The organism is Pseudomonas sp. SK2 (assembly GCF_016772395.1).
In the GTDB taxonomy this organism is placed as follows: Bacteria; Pseudomonadota; Gammaproteobacteria; order Pseudomonadales; family Pseudomonadaceae; genus Aquipseudomonas; species Aquipseudomonas taiwanensis.
Window position 1 is genome coordinate 831,629 of the sequence record NZ_CP061944.1, and the last position, 17,658, is coordinate 849,286.

Sequence of the window (17,658 nt, forward strand, 5' to 3'; positions counted from 1 at the left end):
GACGGCGCCTCCTTATGATTGTGATGATATTGTAATGCCATCACTGTGGAGGCGCCGAACTTCAGGCGTGAAGTGTCGACTGCTTCACGCCTTTAGGCTCAGAGGCCTGGCAAACGCTGGCGAACCTGATCGATCACCTGGTTCATGCTGGCGCTGTCCTGGGTGTCGACGCGGGTGCTGTGTTTGAGTTCCTCCTCATCCAGAGGCTCACGGCTGGCCTGCTGCGCCTTGATCACCTCCAGGGTGGCATCCGAAGGGTCGCTGTTTTCTGCCTGGCGCTGCTCCAGCCAGCTGGCGATGACGGCCTCAGGGGCGTGGCAGTCGAGGATCAGGAAAGGCACGCCGGTGTGATTGGCGACTTCCGCCGCTGACTGGCGCTGTGCGCGTTTGAGGTAGGTGGCATCGAGCACTACCGGGAACCCGGCGCGCAGGATGGTCGCCGCCAGCTCGTGCAGGCGCTGGTAGGTGGCGGCGCTGGCGTTCTGGTCGTAGATGCCGGTGTTCTGCTGCCCGGCGTTTGCCGCTTGCTGCTCACCGAACAGGCGTTTGCGCTCTACGTCCGAACGCACGCGGATGGCCCCCAGGGCTTCGACCATGCGCATGGCGACATGGCTTTTGCCCACGGCCGAAACACCGTGGGTGATGGCCAGAAGGCGCGAGGGGATGGCGCTGTAGCTTTCCGCCAGGTTGGCGTAGTTACGGTAGGTACGCAGGGTGGTGGCGCGTTGTACGCCGTCGGCGTCTGCCGGCAGGCTGAACAGCGCAACCTTGGCGCGTACCAGGGCACGATAGGCCTTGTAGAAGTTGAGCAGCTCCAGGCCCTCGTAGTCGCCGGTGAGCTCCAGGTACTGGCTGATGAAGCGGCGCGACAGACACTTGAGGCCACGGTCTTCCAGGTCCATGGCCAGGAAGCCGACGTCGGCGTAGACATCGGTCAGGCGGAAGGGCTCGTTGAACTCGATGCAGTCGAAGATCACCACCTTGCCGTCGATCAGGGTGGCATTGCCCAGGTGGATGTCGCCATGGCACTCACGGATGAAGCCTTTGGCCTTGCGTTGCTCCAACAGGCTGTGCAGGCGCTCGAAGCTGCTGTGGGCCCAGGCTTGCAGGTTGTCCAGTTGTTGCAGGTCGGCCTTGTCGGTGAGGAACGGACGGATCTGCTCGAAGTTCTGCTTCACCGGCGCCATGACGCTGTCCGGGGTGCCCAGCGGGTGGTCGACCGGCACTTTTGGCGCCTGCAGGTGGAACTCGGCGATCTGTCGGGCCATCTGGTCGATATGGCCAGCATTCAGTTCACCGTTGGCCTGCAGCGTGTTGAGCATTTGGCCCTGGGGGAACTGGCGCATTTTCAGGACGTATTCGATAGCCTCGCCCTCGCCGCCGATTTGCGGTGCCTCGGCAGTACCGGTGATCGGCAGGACCTCAAGGTAGAGACCGTCGGTCAGGCGCTGGTTCAGACGCAACTCTTCGTTACAGAAATGCTGGCGCTTATCCAGGCTGGTGAAGTCGAGAAAGCCGAAGTTCATCGGTTTCTTGACCTTGTAGGCGTACTCGCCGGTGAGCAGAACCCAGGAGATATGCGTCTCGATGAGTTGGAAGCCATCCACCGGGTGAGGGTAGAGGGCTGGGTTCTGCAAGGCGTTGATCAAGGCTTGGCTCACGAGAAATCCTTCCGGGGCAGGGAATTCGAATGCGCCATTATGGTCAATGGTGCCGTCCCTGCATACCGCCAGAGGGCGTCTGCCCAGCCTTTACAAAGTGCGTATAATCCGCCGCCATGACTCGAACTCGATCCCCCCGCACCCCTCAGAAACGCCCGACCGGCCGCTCCCGCGCCTGGCTGGGCTGGGCTTTGAAGCTCAGCCTGGTTGGCCTTGTGATCGTCGCCGGCTTCGCGGTTTACCTCGATGCCGTCGTCCAGGAGAAGTTCTCTGGCAAGCGCTGGACCATCCCGGCCAAGGTGTATGCCCGGCCGCTGGAGCTGTTCGTAGGACAGAAACTGAGCAAGAACGACTTCCTCACCGAACTCGATGCGCTCGGCTATCGGCGCGAGAGCTCCGCCAACGGCCCAGGTGCGGCCGCGGTCAATGGTAACAACGTCGACCTCAATACCCGTGGCTTCCAGTTCTACGAGGGCATGGAGCCGGCCCAGTTCGTGCGCGTGCGTTTCTCCGGTGACTATGTTGCGGGGCTCTCCGGCGCCAACGGCGGCAAGCTCGATGTGGTGCGCCTGGAGCCTTTGATGATCGGCGGTATCTATCCGAAGAACCTCGAAGACCGCATTCTGATCAAGATCGACCAGGTGCCGCCGTACCTGCTCGAAACCTTGGTGGCGGTGGAAGACCGCGACTTCTACAGCCACTTCGGCGTATCGCCCAAGTCGATTGCCCGCGCCATGTGGGTCAACACGTCATCCGGCTCCATGCGCCAGGGCGGCAGTACCCTGACGCAGCAGTTGGTGAAGAACTTCTACCTGACCAGCGAGCGCAGTCTCAGCCGCAAGCTCACCGAAGCGATGATGGCCGTGCTGCTGGAGCTGCATTACGACAAGCGCGAAATTCTCGAGGCCTACCTCAACGAAGTGTTCGTTGGCCAGGACGGTCAACGTGCCGTGCATGGCTTCGGCCTGGCCAGCCAGTTCTTCTTCAGCCAGCCGCTGTCGGAACTCAAGCTGCATCAGGTCGCCTTGCTGGTGGGTATGGTCAAGGGGCCGTCCTACTACAACCCGCGCCGTTACCCGGAGCGTGCGCTGACTCGCCGTAACCTGGTGCTCGACCTGCTGGCCGAGCAGAACGTGGTGAGCAAGGAAGTCGCCGAAGCGGCCAAGAAAATGCCCTTGGGCGTGACCAAGCGTGGCAGCCTGGCCGACAGCTCGTTCCCGGCCTTCCTCGACCTGGTCAAGCGTCAGCTGCGCCAGGACTACCGCGATGAGGACTTGACCGAAGAAGGCCTGCGAATCTTCACCAGCTTCGACCCGATCCTGCAGATGAAGGCCGAGAGCGCCATGAGCGAGACGTTCAAGCGCCTGGCCGGGCGCAAGGGCGCTGATGAGGTGGAGTCGGCAATGGTTGTGACCAACCCGGAAACCGGTGAGGTGCAGGCGCTGATCGGCAGCCGCCAGTCGGGCTTCGCCGGCTTCAACCGCGCCATCGATGCGGTGCGTCCGATTGGTTCGCTGGTCAAGCCAGCGGTCTACCTGACCGCGCTGGAGCAACCGACCAAGTACACCCTGACCAGCCGCGTGCAGGATGAGCCGTTTTCGGTCAAGGGCGCTGACGGCCAGGTATGGCGTCCGCAGAACTACGACCGCCGCCCCCATGGCACCATCTACCTGTATCAGGGGCTGGCCAACTCCTACAACCTGTCGACCGCCAAGATCGGCTTGGAAGTGGGGGTCCCGAACGTCATCAAGACCATTGGGCGGCTGGGCGTGAATGTCGATTGGCCAGCCTTCCCATCGATGCTGCTGGGCGCCGGTGGGATGTCGCCGATGCAGGTCGCGACCATGTACCAGACCATCGCCAATGGTGGCTTCAATACCCCGATGCGCGGTATTCGCAGCGTGCTGACGGCCGAAGGCGAGCCGCTCAAGCGCTACCCGTTCCAGATCCAGCAGACTTTCGATCCGGGCTCGATCTACCTGGTGCAGAACGCCATGCAGCGAGTGATGCGTGAAGGTACCGGTCGTTCGGTGTACAGCGTGCTGCCAAGTTCGCTGACCCTGGCAGGCAAGACCGGGACCAGTAACGATTCGCGCGACAGCTGGTTCTCCGGCTTCAGCCAGGACCTGCTGGCCGTGGTCTGGCTGGGCCGCGACGATAACGGCAAGACACCGTTCACTGGCGCCACCGGTGCCCTGCAGGTATGGACCAGCTTCATGCGCAAGGCCGACCCGCTGCCGTTGGACATGCCGCAGCCGGACAATGTAGTGCAGGCCTGGATCGACCCGTACAGCGGGCAAGGTTCCGATGGCAGCTGTCCGGGAGCCGTGCAGATGCCGTATATTCGCGGGAGCGAACCGCCCGCGGGTGCGACCTGTGGCGGTGAGCAGGATCCGGTTGAGTCGGTCATGGACTGGGTCAAGGGCTGGATGAATTAAGCACTGGCTGCATTGATGAGGTGTGAAGTGAAAAAGTGGTGGTTTCCTGCCGTGACGGCACTGGTTGTGCTCCAGGGTTGCTCCAGCGTTCCGCGGGGCAATATCCCGGTCGTCGACTCGAGCACACGCGTGTCCAACAGCGAGCGCATCACTGCCAACCGTTCGGCGGTTGGCATGAGCGGTGGCACCTCTCAGGCACAGACGCTGCCCGAGGACTCCGGGGTGACCGTGGTCATTCCACAGGGCGCGGGTTCCGCGCCAATCCAGACGTTCCCGGCCGCGACCGGGGCGGCGCCGATCAGCACTGCGCCAATCAGCACCACACCGATCACGACCAACCCCAATCCGATCGCCGACGAGCCGTTCGACATCGCGTCGATGAGTGGCGGTTCGAGCGCCACCAGCGCCCCGACCGGTATTCCACGCAGCGGTGCCTCGGGTGGCCTGTCGGCCGATGAGCAGTTGGACGGCCCGGTGCTGGCATTGCTCACCACCGCCCAGCAGCAGCAAGGCAGTGGCGACTTCAATGGCGCGGCTTCCAGCCTGGAGCGTGCCCAGCGCATCGCCCCGCGCGAGCCGCAAGTGCTGTTCCGCCTGGCCCAGGTACGCTTGTCCCAAGGGGATGCCGCTCAGGCCGAACAACTGGCGCGTCGTGGCCTGAGCTATGCCAACGGCCGCCCGAGCCTGCAGGCCGAGCTGTGGAACACCATCGCCCAGGCACGCGAAAAGCAAGGCGATAGCGCCGGTGCCGCACTGGCGCGGCAAAAGGCTCGGGTCAGCTCCTGATGGTCGAACAACGGATCCTGGACATCGCCGATCACCTGCTGCTCATCGAGCGTGAGCTGCAGGTGCAAGGCTGGTGGAGCGACGCCTCGCCGAGCAAGCAGGCGCTGGCCAGCACGGTGCCATTTGCGGTCGATACGCTGAGCTTCGAGCAGTGGCTGCAGTGGATCTTCCTGCCCCGCATGAGGCTTATCATCGAGCGGGGCCAACCGCTGCCCAACGCCTCGGGCATCCTGGTCATGGCCGAAACCGTCTTTGTCGATCGTCCGGAGCAAAGTCGTGAGCTGCGGCGCCTTTTGGCAGCTTTCGATCAATTGATCGCTCCTTCCGCCTGATTTCTTCTTTTTTTCCTTCAAGGGCCGCAGATTGTGGCCCTTTTTTATGGAAATCTTATTTTTTCTGCTGCTGAGGCGGTTTTTAGTGGTGGCAGGAATTCATCTTGAGGAAAAATTGGCAATAATTTTTCTTGACTTGTAGCCGCCAAATCACAAGAATCCAGATTCCGCTGTAGAGGGACTGCCAGAAGCAGACCCGCTAAGCAGATCATGAGGCGCACACCCGCGCCGACCTGTTACACCCCGCAACGCGTTACCTCGCGCTGGGTGGGAAACCCCCGCAACACTCTGGGGAGCTCCCAATACTTGCTCAGTCAGTGCTGACGTTCGCTCATGCTCTGCTTGGCAGTAAACCTATTAAGACCCGTCCATGTGGGCGGTATTCTGGCGTTTTAGAGGTGAACAACGTGGAGCTTTTATCTGGCGCTGAGATGGTCGTCCGCTTCTTGCGTGACGAAGGCGTTAAGCACATCTACGGGTACCCTGGTGGTGCTCTCCTTCATGTTTACGATGCACTGTTCAAGGAACCGGAAGTCGAGCACATCCTGGTTCGTCACGAGCAGGCTGCTACCCATATGGCGGACGGCTACGCCCGTGCCACCGGCAAGGCCGGTGTGGTGCTGGTGACTTCCGGCCCGGGTGCGACCAATGCCATTACCGGTATTGCCACCGCCTACATGGACTCGATTCCGATGGTCATCCTGTCCGGCCAGGTGCCTAGCACCATGGTGGGTACCGATGCCTTCCAGGAAACCGACATGATCGGGATCTCGCGGCCTATCGTGAAGCACAGCTTCATGGTCAAGCATGCCTCGGAAATCCCTGAAGTCCTGAAAAAAGCGTTCTACCTGGCGCAATCCGGCCGTCCTGGCCCGGTCGTGGTCGACATTCCAAAAGATATGACCAACCCGGCCGAGAAGTTCGAATACGTCTACCCGAAAAAGGTCAAGCTGCGCTCCTACAGCCCAGCCGTACGCGGCCACTCCGGTCAGATCCGCAAGGCAGCCGAGATGATCCTCGCCGCCAAGCGCCCGATCGTGTACTCCGGTGGCGGCGTCATCCTCGGTGGTGGCTCCGAAGCCCTGACCGAAATCGCCAAGTCGCTGAACCTGCCTGTCACCAATACCCTGATGGGGCTGGGTGGCTTCCCGGGCACCGATCGCCAGTTCCTTGGCATGCTCGGTATGCACGGCAGCTTCACCGCCAACATGGCCATGCACAATGCCGACGTGATCCTGGCGGTTGGTGCGCGTTTCGACGACCGTGTGGTCAATGGCCCGGCCAAGTTCTGCCCCAACGCCAAGATCATCCACATCGACATCGACCCTGCGTCGATCTCCAAGATGATCAAGGCTGACGTACCGATCGTGGGGCCAGTCGACAGCGTGCTGAGCGAAATGCTCACCATCCTCAAGGAAATCGGCGAGCAGCCTGACAAGGCCGCGTTGGATGCCTGGTGGAAGCAGATCGACGAATGGCGCGGTGACCGTGGCCTGTTCCCTTACGACAAGGGCGACGGCAGCGTCATCAAGCCACAGACCGTGATCGAGACCCTCTGCGAAGTGACCCATGGCGACGCCTTCGTCACCTCCGACGTAGGTCAGCACCAGATGTTCGCGGCGCAGTACTACCGCTTCAACAAGCCGAACCGTTGGATCAACTCTGGTGGCCTTGGCACCATGGGCTTCGGTTTCCCGGCGGCCATGGGCATCAAGCTGAACTTCCCGGATCAGGACGTGGCCTGCGTCACTGGCGAGGGCAGTATCCAGATGAACATTCAGGAACTGTCCACCTGCATGCAGTACGGCCTGCCGGTGAAGATCGTCAACCTGAACAACGGCGTGTTGGGCATGGTCCGCCAATGGCAGGACATGTCCTACAACGGTCGTCACTCGCATTCGTACGTCGAGTCGCTGCCTGACTTCATCAAGCTGGCTGAGGCCTATGGCCATGTGGGCATCCGCATCACCAGCCTGAAGGACCTCAAGCCGAAGCTGGAGGAAGCCTTCGCGATGAAGGACCGCCTGGTGTTCATCGACATCGCGGTTGACCGTACCGAGCACGTCTATCCGATGCAGATCAAGGATGGCTCGATGCGTGACATGTGGCTGAGCAAGACGGAGCGTACCTGATATGCGGCACATCATCTCCCTGCTGCTGGAAAACGAACCCGGTGCGTTGTCCCGTGTGGTCGGCCTGTTCTCCCAGCGCAACTACAACATTGAAAGCCTGACCGTGGCGCCGACCGAAGACCCGACCCTGTCGCGTCTGACGCTGACCACCGTTGGCCATGACGAAGTGATCGAACAGATCACCAAGAACCTGAACAAGCTGGTCGAAGTGGTCAAATTGGTCGACCTGTCGGAAAGTGCTCACATCGAGCGCGAGCTGATGTTGGTCAAGGTCAAGGCCACCGGTGCCCAGCGCGCCGAGATCAAGCGCACCACGGATATCTTCCGTGGCCAGATCGTCGACGTCACCGCCAGCGTGTACACCGTGCAACTGAGCGGTACCAGCGACAAACTGGACAGCTTCATCCAGGCGATCGGCACTGCATCGATTCTCGAAACCGTGCGCAGTGGCGTCACCGGCATTGCCCGTGGCGACAAAGTGCTCAGCATCTAAATTCAAAAATTAGCGATGGCTCCGCAGGGGGCCGAGATATAACCAGGGGTATTTCCATGAAAGTTTTCTACGACAAAGACTGCGACCTTTCCATCATTCAGGGTAAGAAAGTCGCCATCATCGGTTACGGCTCCCAGGGCCACGCTCAGGCGTGCAACCTGAAAGACTCCGGTGTGGATGTCACCATCGGTCTGCGTAAAGGTTCGGCCACCGTTGCCAAGGCAGAAGCCCATGGCCTGAAAGTGACCGACGTTGCCTCTGCCGTCGCTGCTGCCGACCTGGTCATGATCCTGACTCCGGACGAGTTCCAGGGCCAGCTGTACAAGAACGAGATCGAACCGAACATCAAGAAGGGCGCCACCCTGGCCTTCTCCCACGGCTTCTCGATCCACTACAACCAAGTCGTTCCTCGTGCCGACCTGGACGTGATCATGATCGCGCCGAAGGCTCCGGGCCACACCGTTCGTTCCGAGTTCGTCAAAGGCGGCGGTATCCCTGACCTGATCGCTATCTACCAGGACGCCTCCGGCAATGCCAAGAACGTTGCCCTGTCCTACGCTTCGGGCGTTGGTGGCGGCCGTACCGGCATCATCGAAACCACCTTCAAGGACGAGACCGAGACCGACCTGTTCGGTGAGCAGGCTGTTCTGTGTGGCGGTACCGTCGAACTGGTCAAAGCCGGTTTCGAAACCCTGGTCGAAGCTGGCTACGCGCCGGAAATGGCCTACTTCGAGTGCCTGCACGAGCTGAAACTGATCGTTGACCTCATGTACGAAGGCGGCATCGCCAACATGAACTACTCGATCTCCAACAACGCCGAGTACGGTGAGTACGTCACCGGCCCAGAAGTCATCAACGAAGAATCCCGCAAGGCCATGCGCAACGCTCTGAAGCGCATCCAGGACGGCGAATACGCGAAGATGTTCATCTCCGAAGGCGCCACCAACTACCCATCGATGACCGCCAAGCGTCGTAACAACGCTGCCCACGGCATCGAGATCATCGGTGAGCAACTGCGCTCGATGATGCCTTGGATCTCGGCTAACAAGATCGTCGACAAGACCAAGAACTAAGTCTTATCGAAAGATGAAAAACGCGGCTTCGGCCGCGTTTTTTCGTTCCGACAGTCAGCTTCTGGTATAAAGCAGACCAGTGGCTTGCTGTAAGAACCTGTTTTGCAGGCCCGTGTCGAACATTTTCCATCCTGTTGCAAGGTACCCTCCATGAGCGAACGTCCCGAAGAGCCGAACAAGCCCTCCGACGCCGAAAGCCTGCTACCTGTCGATGAGCACGTTGAAGAAGGGCATGACGCCGAAGGGCGCAAGGTGCGCCATCGCGGCATCTATCTGTTGCCTAACCTGTTTACCACCGCCAACCTGTTCGCGGGTTTCTATTCCATCATCAGTTCGATGAGCGCACAGAGCGCCCTCAGTGCCGGTGACCCGCGGGAGGCGAGCAAGTATTTTGCCTTTGCCGCCATCGCCATCTTCGTTGCCATGGTGCTTGACGGTCTCGATGGCCGAGTGGCACGCATGACCAATACCCAGAGTGCCTTCGGCGCCGAGTACGACTCGCTGTCGGACATGGTTGCCTTTGGCGTGGCACCCGCGTTGCTGGCGTTCGGCTGGGCGCTGGGCGACATGGGCAAGGTCGGCTGGATGGTCGCATTCATCTACGTCGCTGGCGCCGCGCTGCGCCTGGCGCGTTTCAATACCCAGGTGGGCACTGCTGACAAACGCTACTTCATCGGCCTGGCCAGTCCGGCTGCCGCCGGAGTGGTCGCCGGTACCGTATGGGCTTTCAGCGACTACGGCATCCAGGGCTCGAAACTGTCGTTTCTGGTCGCGCTGCTGGTAGCTGCTGCCGGCATGCTGATGGTCAGCAACATCAAGTACAACAGCTTCAAGGAGCTGGACCTCAAGGGACGCGTTCCGTTCGTGGCGATCCTTGCTGTGGTGCTGGTGTTCGCCGTGGTGTTCAGCGACCCGCCACGCATCCTGCTGCTGATCTTCCTCGCTTACGCGGCTTCGGGGCCAATCCAGTTCCTGTTGAAAGCGCGCCGTCGTAAAGCGTGACATTCTTTTAATGGTGGAATAACCCTCCGGCTCCATAGTCTTACTGGAACATCCGCTATCCAGTGCTATGGAGCCGACCATGCTCATCAAGCTTCCCAAGTCTTCCGAGTGCAAGGCATCGGAGATCACCCCCGAAGGCGTATACCTTTCCCGTCGAACCCTGCTGGGTGGCTCCCTGGCTGGCCTCGCCCTGGGCGCATTGCCGGGCCGGGCCAGCGCGGTTGAAGCCTCGCGTTATGCCGATGTGCAGGCCGGCGCCGCACCGGCTTGGTTCACCGAGAAGCTTGCAGCTACACGCTGGCAGGCGGTAACGGTCAAAGATGAGGCGATCACGCCCTTCAAGGATGCGACCCACTACAACAACTTCTATGAGTTCGGGCCCGACAAGGGCGACCCGGCGGCCAATGGTGGCAGCCTGAAGACCGAGCCGTGGAGCGTGGTGATCGATGGTGAGGTGGGCAAGCCGGGGCGGTATGCGCTGGAAGACTTCGTCAAACCCTATCAGCTCGAAGAGCGTATTTACCGATTGCGCTGTGTCGAGGCCTGGTCGATGGTCATCCCCTGGCTGGGTTTTCCGTTGGCGCAGTTGCTCAAGCAGGTCGAGCCGACCTCGAAGGCGCGTTATGTGCGCTTCGAAACCCTGAACGATCCAGAGCATATGCCTGGGCAGCGTTCAGGCTTTGCCCTGATCGACTGGCCCTACAGGGAGGGGTTGCGCCTCGACGAGGCGATGCACCCGCTGACGATCCTGGCGGTTGGCATGTACGGCCGGGAACTGCCTAACCAGAATGGCGCCCCTTTGCGGCTGGTGGTGCCTTGGAAGTATGGGTTCAAGAGCATCAAGTCGATCGTGCGCATCAGCCTGGTGGCCGAGCAGCCTGGCACCACATGGCAAGGGTTGGCGCCGGATGAGTATGGCTTCTATGCCAATGTGAATCCGACGGTCGACCATCCGCGTTGGACTCAGGCGCGTGAGCGGCGTCTGCCCAGTGGGTTGTTCAGTCCCAACGTGCGGGAAACCCAGATGTTCAATGGCTACGCCGACGAAGTTGCGTCGCTGTATACCGGGCTGGATCTGCGGAAGAACTATTGATGCGTTATCCCTGGTTGCGACTGGCCATTTTCGTTGTGGGCTGCCTGTTTCCGGTGTGGTGGCTGTATGAGGCCGCGATGAATCTGCTTGGGCCGGATCCGGGCAAGATCATGATGGATCGCCTGGGGCTCGGGGCGCTGACCTTCCTGCTGGTCACCCTGGGCATGACCCCGCTGCAGAAGTTATCGGGGTGGTCGGGCTGGGTCGTGATTCGGCGGCAGCTGGGGTTGTGGGTGTTCGCCTATATCGTGCTGCACATCCTGGCCTACCTGTTCTTTATCCTCGGGCTGGATTGGGCGCAGTTGGCGGTGGAGCTGCGTAAGCGGCCTTACATTATCGTGGGAGCGCTCGGGTTTCTTGGCTTGCTGGTGTTGGCGGTCACCTCGAACCGTTACAGCCAGCGGCGGCTTGGGGCACGCTGGAAGAAGCTGCACAGGTTGGTGTATGTGATTCTTGGGTTGGGGTTGCTGCATTTCCTTTGGATCGTGCGTTCCGACCTCAGGGAGTGGGCCATCTATGCGTCGATAGGCGCCTTGCTGATGGCGCTGCGGATTCCAGCTGTGTCGCGGGTGCTTCCCAGGATCGCCAGGAAGCAGGGCAGGGTGGTTTGAGGCGTAGCTGCCTTGGTCGTTCTGGCGCCTATGGGATTGAGCGCCGCCCGCGTTGGTATACGCCACGTTATCGAACCGTACAAACCAGGCGGTCGCGTGCGTCTGCCACTGGCGTTACTGACCAAAAACAACCTGTAGGAGCGAGCCTTGCTCGCGATGCGCCGCGCGGGCGGCGCTCGATCTACAAACCGCTGAATGCATCGCGGCGGGCACCTGGCGGCCTCGATACGGTCCGTGTTTGCCATTATTTCAATTTAAATGAACATTAACGGTTGACGGCCTCTCGAATCCCCTTATAATGCGCCCCACTTCCGACGCAGTCGAAACGAAAAACTCCTTGTTAATCAACAGGTTGAGCGTTTAGAAAGCAATCGGAAGCGCTGAAAGAGGTGGTTGACAGCGTTTTAAAACGCTGTATTATTCGCCTCCCGCTACGAGAGATCGCAGCGAGTCAAGTGTTTGAAGCTAAACGAGTTTCTCGCAAAAAACTTCAAAATAAACGCTTGACAGCAAATGAGGAAAGCGTAGAATGCGCGCCTCGGTTGAGACGAAACGCTCTTAGCCAAACGCTCTTTAACAAATCGAATCAAGCAATTCGTGTGGGTGCTTGTGAGTACGGACTGATAGTCACAAAGATTATCAGCATCACAAGTGGCCATGCGAGAAATCACATAGTCATTTGAGATTGCTGAGCCAAGTTTAGGGTTTCTTAAAAACCCAAGCAGTATTGAACTGAAGAGTTTGATCATGGCTCAGATTGAACGCTGGCGGCAGGCCTAACACATGCAAGTCGAGCGGATGACGGGAGCTTGCTCCTTGATTCAGCGGCGGACGGGTGAGTAATGCCTAGGAATCTGCCTGGTAGTGGGGGACAACGTTTCGAAAGGAACGCTAATACCGCATACGTCCTACGGGAGAAAGCAGGGGACCTTCGGGCCTTGCGCTATCAGATGAGCCTAGGTCGGATTAGCTAGTTGGTGAGGTAATGGCTCACCAAGGCGACGATCCGTAACTGGTCTGAGAGGATGATCAGTCACACTGGAACTGAGACACGGTCCAGACTCCTACGGGAGGCAGCAGTGGGGAATATTGGACAATGGGCGAAAGCCTGATCCAGCCATGCCGCGTGTGTGAAGAAGGTCTTCGGATTGTAAAGCACTTTAAGTTGGGAGGAAGGGCAGTAAGCTAATACCTTGCTGTTTTGACGTTACCGACAGAATAAGCACCGGCTAACTCTGTGCCAGCAGCCGCGGTAATACAGAGGGTGCAAGCGTTAATCGGAATTACTGGGCGTAAAGCGCGCGTAGGTGGTTCGTTAAGTTGGATGTGAAAGCCCCGGGCTCAACCTGGGAACTGCATCCAAAACTGGCGAGCTAGAGTACGGTAGAGGGTGGTGGAATTTCCTGTGTAGCGGTGAAATGCGTAGATATAGGAAGGAACACCAGTGGCGAAGGCGACCACCTGGACTGATACTGACACTGAGGTGCGAAAGCGTGGGGAGCAAACAGGATTAGATACCCTGGTAGTCCACGCCGTAAACGATGTCAACTAGCCGTTGGAATCCTTGAGATTTTAGTGGCGCAGCTAACGCATTAAGTTGACCGCCTGGGGAGTACGGCCGCAAGGTTAAAACTCAAATGAATTGACGGGGGCCCGCACAAGCGGTGGAGCATGTGGTTTAATTCGAAGCAACGCGAAGAACCTTACCAGGCCTTGACATGCAGAGAACTTTCCAGAGATGGATTGGTGCCTTCGGGAACTCTGACACAGGTGCTGCATGGCTGTCGTCAGCTCGTGTCGTGAGATGTTGGGTTAAGTCCCGTAACGAGCGCAACCCTTGTCCTTAGTTACCAGCACGTTATGGTGGGCACTCTAAGGAGACTGCCGGTGACAAACCGGAGGAAGGTGGGGATGACGTCAAGTCATCATGGCCCTTACGGCCTGGGCTACACACGTGCTACAATGGTCGGTACAGAGGGTTGCCAAGCCGCGAGGTGGAGCTAATCTCACAAAACCGATCGTAGTCCGGATCGCAGTCTGCAACTCGACTGCGTGAAGTCGGAATCGCTAGTAATCGCGAATCAGAATGTCGCGGTGAATACGTTCCCGGGCCTTGTACACACCGCCCGTCACACCATGGGAGTGGGTTGCACCAGAAGTAGCTAGTCTAACCTTCGGGAGGACGGTTACCACGGTGTGATTCATGACTGGGGTGAAGTCGTAACAAGGTAGCCGTAGGGGAACCTGCGGCTGGATCACCTCCTTAATCGACGACATCAGCCTGCTGATGAGCTCCCACACGAATTGCTTGATTCATTGTCGAAGACGATCAAGACCCTATATAGGTCTGTAGCTCAGTTGGTTAGAGCGCACCCCTGATAAGGGTGAGGTCGGCAGTTCAAATCTGCCCAGACCTACCAATATGCGGGGCCATAGCTCAGCTGGGAGAGCGCCTGCCTTGCACGCAGGAGGTCAGCGGTTCGATCCCGCTTGGCTCCACCACTCGCTTACTTGATCAGAACTTAGAAATGAGCATTCAGATCGAATGTTGATTTCTGACTTTTGTCAGATCGTTCTTTAAAAATTCGGATATGTGATAGATAGACTGGCACGCACTTTCACTGGTGTGATGTCAGGCTAAGGTAAAATTTGTGAGTTCTGCTCTTAATTGAGCAACATGCGAATTTTCGGCGAATGTCGTCTTCACAGTATAACCAGATTGCTTGGGGTTATATGGTCAAGTGAAGAAGCGCATACGGTGGATGCCTTGGCAGTCAGAGGCGATGAAAGACGTGGTAGCCTGCGATAAGCTTTGGGGAGTCGGCAAACAGACTGTGATCCAGAGATCTCTGAATGGGGGAACCCAGCCAGCACAAGCTGGTTATCTTGTACTGAATACATAGGTGCAAGAGGCGAACCAGGGGAACTGAAACATCTAAGTACCCTGAGGAAAAGAAATCAACCGAGATTCCCTTAGTAGTGGCGAGCGAACGGGGACCAGCCCTTAAGTTGATTTGAGATTAGTGGAACGCTCTGGAAAGTGCGGCCATAGTGGGTGATAGCCCCGTACACGAAAATCTCTTGTCAATGAAATCGAGTAGGACGGAGCACGAGAAACTTTGTCTGAACATGGGGGGACCATCCTCCAAGGCTAAATACTACTGACTGACCGATAGTGAACCAGTACCGTGAGGGAAAGGCGAAAAGAACCCCGGAGAGGGGAGTGAAATAGAACCTGAAACCGTATGCGTACAAGCAGTGGGAGCCTACTTTGTTAGGTGACTGCGTACCTTTTGTATAATGGGTCAGCGACTTATATTCAGTGGCGAGCTTAACCGAATAGGGGAGGCGTAGCGAAAGCGAGTCTTAATAGGGCGTTTAGTCGCTGGGTATAGACCCGAAACCGGGCGATCTATCCATGGGCAGGTTGAAGGTTAGGTAACACTGACTGGAGGACCGAACCGACTACCGTTGAAAAGTTAGCGGATGACCTGTGGATCGGAGTGAAAGGCTAATCAAGCTCGGAGATAGCTGGTTCTCCTCGAAAGCTATTTAGGTAGCGCCTCATGTATCACTCCAGGGGGTAGAGCACTGTTTCGGCTAGGGGGTCATCCCGACTTACCAAACCGATGCAAACTCCGAATACCTGGAAGTGCCGAGCATGGGAGACACACGGCGGGTGCTAACGTCCGTCGTGAAAAGGGAAACAACCCAGACCGTCAGCTAAGGTCCCAAAGTCATGGTTAAGTGGGAAACGATGTGGGAAGGCTTAGACAGCTAGGAGGTTGGCTTAGAAGCAGCCATCCTTTAAAGAAAGCGTAATAGCTCACTAGTCGAGTCGGCCTGCGCGGAAGATGTAACGGGGCTCAAACCATGCACCGAAGCTACGGGTGTCATCTTTGATGACGCGGTAGAGGAGCGTTCTGTAAGCCTGTGAAGGTGAGTTGAGAAGCTTGCTGGAGGTATCAGAAGTGCGAATGCTGACATGAGTAACGACAATGGGAGTGAAAAACTCCCACGCCGAAAGACCAAGGTTTCCTGCGCAACGTTAATCGACGCAGGGTTAGTCGGTCCCTAAGGCGAGGCTGAAAAGCGTAGTCGATGGAAAACAGGTTAATATTCCTGTACTTCCAGTTATTGCGATGGAGGGACGGAGAAGGCTAGGCCAGCTTGGCGTTGGTTGTCCAAGTTTAAGGTGGTAGGCTGAGATCTTAGGCAAATCCGGGATCTCAAGGCCGAGAGCTGATGACGAGTTGCCTCTAGGCGACGAAGTGGTTGATGCCATGCTTCCAAGAAAAGCTCCTAAGCTTCAGATAACTGGGAACCGTACCCCAAACCGACACAGGTGGTCGGGTAGAGAATACCAAGGCGCTTGAGAGAACTCGGGTGAAGGAACTAGGCAAAATGGCACCGTAACTTCGGGAGAAGGTGCGCCGACGAGGGTGAAGGACTTGCTCCGTAAGCCCATGTCGGTCGAAGATACCAGGCCGCTGCGACTGTTTATTAAAAACACAGCACTCTGCAAACACGAAAGTGGACGTATAGGGTGTGACGCCTGCCCGGTGCCGGAAGGTTAATTGATGGGGTTAGCGCAAGCGAAGCTCTTGATCGAAGCCCCGGTAAACGGCGGCCGTAACTATAACGGTCCTAAGGTAGCGAAATTCCTTGTCGGGTAAGTTCCGACCTGCACGAATGGCGTAACGATGGCGGCGCTGTCTCCACCCGAGACTCAGTGAAATTGAAATCGCTGTGAAGATGCAGTGTATCCGCGGCTAGACGGAAAGACCCCGTGAACCTTTACTATAGCTTTGCACTGGACTTTGAATTTGCTTGTGTAGGATAGGTGGGAGGCTTTGAAGTGGGGACGCCAGTTCTCATGGAGCCATTCTTGAAATACCACCCTGGCAACTTTGAGGTTCTAACTCAGGTCCGTTATCCGGATCGAGGACAGTGTATGGTGGGTAGTTTGACTGGGGCGGTCTCCTCCCAAAGAGTAACGGAGGAGTACGAAGGTGCGCTCAGACCGGTCGGAAATCGGTCGCAGAGTATAAAGGCAAAAGCGCGCTTGACTGCGAGACAAACACGTCGAGCAGGTACGAAAGTAGGTCTTAGTGATCCGGTGGTTCTGTATGGAAGGGCCATCGCTCAACGGATAAAAGGTACTCCGGGGATAACAGGCTGATACCGCCCAAGAGTTCATATCGACGGCGGTGTTTGGCACCTCGATGTCGGCTCATCACATCCTGGGGCTGAAGCCGGTCCCAAGGGTATGGCTGTTCGCCATTTAAAGTGGTACGCGAGCTGGGTTTAGAACGTCGTGAGACAGTTCGGTCCCTATCTGCCGTGGACGTTTGAGATTTGAGAGGGGCTGCTCCTAGTACGAGAGGACCGGAGTGGACGAACCTCTGGTGTTCCGGTTGTCACGCCAGTGGCATTGCCGGGTAGCTATGTTCGGAAGAGATAACCGCTGAAAGCATCTAAGCGGGAAACTTGCCTCAAGATGAGATCTCACTGGAACCTTGAGTTCCCTAAAGGGCCGTCGAAGACTACGACGTTGATAGGTTGGGTGTGTAAGCGCTGTGAGGCGTTGAGCTAACCAATACTAATTGCCCGTGAGGCTTGACCATATAACACCCAAGCAATTTGCTGACGCAGATTGCGGTGGTGAAGACGAAACGACCGAAAGTTCGCAAGACCACAAATTCACATATCCGAATTGGCCAAGAGTGTTTACACGACATTCTGGCAACAGAATTTCTTGACGACCATAGAGCATTGGAACCACCTGATCCCATCCCGAACTCAGCAGTGAAACGATGCATCGCCGATGGTAGTGTGGGGTTTCCCCATGTGAGAGTAGGTCATCGTCAAGATTCATTTCGCAAAACCCCTATCTGCGCGAGCAGGTAGGGGTTTTGTCTTTCTGGCGCAGAACACTACTGCTCTGGCGCACCGCGCCCCCCAGTTCAAGGGCTGTCGCACAACCGACTGCGACACATTTCGGTGTCTGCCCCGTGATATGGTTCCGCACCAGAAC

At 57.9% G+C, this 17,658-nt stretch carries 10 protein-coding genes, 2 tRNA genes and 3 rRNA genes; 14 read left to right on the plus strand and 1 reads right to left on the minus strand.

Annotated elements, in window-relative coordinates; all coding sequences use genetic code 11:
* Nucleotides 1-98: 98 nt before the first annotated feature.
* Entirely contained in the window at nucleotides 99-1,661 is a 1,563-nt protein-coding gene (locus tag IF103_RS03640; protein ID WP_202675876.1) for a bifunctional aminoglycoside phosphotransferase/ATP-binding protein, read from the minus strand.
* Between the two features lie 116 nt (nucleotides 1,662-1,777).
* Here IF103_RS03640 and mrcB point away from each other — a divergent pair, with 116 nt between their 5' ends.
* The 14 genes from mrcB to rrf all read left to right on the plus strand — a co-directional run bounded on the left by mrcB (nucleotide 1,778) and on the right by rrf (nucleotide 17,494).
* Nucleotides 1,778-4,099 carry a penicillin-binding protein 1B gene (mrcB, locus tag IF103_RS03645; protein WP_202675877.1) on the plus strand — a complete coding sequence of 774 codons (2,322 nt, stop codon included), beginning with the start codon at nucleotides 1,778-1,780 and terminating at the stop codon, nucleotides 4,097-4,099.
* 15 nt (nucleotides 4,100-4,114) lie between these two features.
* Entirely contained in the window at nucleotides 4,115-4,885 is a 771-nt protein-coding gene (locus tag IF103_RS03650; protein WP_027908030.1) for a tetratricopeptide repeat protein, read from the plus strand.
* Nucleotides 4,885-5,217, plus strand: a complete 333-nt coding sequence (locus IF103_RS03655; RefSeq protein ID WP_023378661.1) for a YqcC family protein — start codon at nucleotides 4,885-4,887, stop codon at nucleotides 5,215-5,217. Before IF103_RS03650 ends, IF103_RS03655 begins: the two co-directional genes overlap by 1 nt.
* Before the next feature lie 407 nt (nucleotides 5,218-5,624).
* The gene (locus IF103_RS03660; RefSeq protein WP_023378662.1) at nucleotides 5,625-7,349 is read left to right on the plus strand and encodes an acetolactate synthase 3 large subunit; all 1,725 of its coding nucleotides are present in this window, start codon (nucleotides 5,625-5,627) and stop codon (nucleotides 7,347-7,349) included.
* Between the two features lies 1 nt (nucleotide 7,350).
* Complete coding sequence (gene ilvN, locus IF103_RS03665; protein WP_003250040.1) at nucleotides 7,351-7,842, plus strand: acetolactate synthase small subunit; 492 nt, start codon at nucleotides 7,351-7,353, stop codon at nucleotides 7,840-7,842.
* A gap of 56 nt (nucleotides 7,843-7,898) precedes the next feature.
* Complete coding sequence (gene ilvC, locus IF103_RS03670; protein WP_023378663.1) at nucleotides 7,899-8,915, plus strand: ketol-acid reductoisomerase; 1,017 nt, start codon at nucleotides 7,899-7,901, stop codon at nucleotides 8,913-8,915.
* A gap of 150 nt (nucleotides 8,916-9,065) precedes the next feature.
* Nucleotides 9,066-9,917 carry a CDP-diacylglycerol--serine O-phosphatidyltransferase gene (pssA, locus tag IF103_RS03675; RefSeq protein ID WP_003250045.1) on the plus strand — a complete coding sequence of 284 codons (852 nt, stop codon included), beginning with the start codon at nucleotides 9,066-9,068 and terminating at the stop codon, nucleotides 9,915-9,917.
* Nucleotides 9,918-9,996: 79 nt separating this feature from the next.
* Complete coding sequence (msrP, locus tag IF103_RS03680) at nucleotides 9,997-11,010, plus strand: protein-methionine-sulfoxide reductase catalytic subunit MsrP (protein ID WP_023378664.1); 1,014 nt, start codon at nucleotides 9,997-9,999, stop codon at nucleotides 11,008-11,010.
* Entirely contained in the window at nucleotides 11,010-11,621 is a 612-nt protein-coding gene (gene msrQ, locus IF103_RS03685; protein WP_023378665.1) for a protein-methionine-sulfoxide reductase heme-binding subunit MsrQ, read from the plus strand. The genes msrP and msrQ overlap by 1 nt, the downstream gene beginning before the upstream one ends.
* Nucleotides 11,622-12,350: 729 nt before the next feature.
* Nucleotides 12,351-13,887, plus strand: a 16S ribosomal RNA gene (locus tag IF103_RS03690).
* A 77-nt stretch (nucleotides 13,888-13,964) separates the two neighbouring features.
* Nucleotides 13,965-14,041: transfer RNA gene (locus IF103_RS03695), tRNA-Ile, on the plus strand.
* Between the two features lie 6 nt (nucleotides 14,042-14,047).
* Nucleotides 14,048-14,123: transfer RNA gene (locus IF103_RS03700), tRNA-Ala, on the plus strand.
* 233 nt (nucleotides 14,124-14,356) lie between these two features.
* Nucleotides 14,357-17,248 (plus strand): 23S ribosomal RNA (locus IF103_RS03705).
* A 130-nt stretch (nucleotides 17,249-17,378) separates the two neighbouring features.
* Nucleotides 17,379-17,494: ribosomal RNA gene (gene rrf, locus IF103_RS03710) — 5S ribosomal RNA — on the plus strand.
* The 16S, 23S and 5S rRNA genes sit together here with 2 tRNA genes alongside, the layout of an rRNA operon.
* Nucleotides 17,495-17,658: the final 164 nt, after the last annotated feature.

What these genes read in the sequence shown, in the direction of transcription:
- IF103_RS03655 (WP_023378661.1), top strand. Translation starts at nt 4,885, where the DNA reads ATGGTCGAACAACGGATCCTGGACATCGCCGATCACCTGCTGCTCATC.
- pssA (WP_003250045.1), top strand. Translation starts at nt 9,066, where the DNA reads ATGAGCGAACGTCCCGAAGAGCCGAACAAGCCCTCCGACGCCGAAAGC.
- mrcB (WP_202675877.1), top strand. Translation starts at nt 1,778, where the DNA reads ATGACTCGAACTCGATCCCCCCGCACCCCTCAGAAACGCCCGACCGGC.
- ilvN (WP_003250040.1), top strand. Translation starts at nt 7,351, where the DNA reads ATGCGGCACATCATCTCCCTGCTGCTGGAAAACGAACCCGGTGCGTTG.
- msrP (WP_023378664.1), top strand. Translation starts at nt 9,997, where the DNA reads ATGCTCATCAAGCTTCCCAAGTCTTCCGAGTGCAAGGCATCGGAGATC.
- ilvC (WP_023378663.1), top strand. Translation starts at nt 7,899, where the DNA reads ATGAAAGTTTTCTACGACAAAGACTGCGACCTTTCCATCATTCAGGGT.
- msrQ (WP_023378665.1), top strand. Translation starts at nt 11,010, where the DNA reads ATGCGTTATCCCTGGTTGCGACTGGCCATTTTCGTTGTGGGCTGCCTG.
- IF103_RS03650 (WP_027908030.1), top strand. Translation starts at nt 4,115, where the DNA reads ATGAGGTGTGAAGTGAAAAAGTGGTGGTTTCCTGCCGTGACGGCACTG.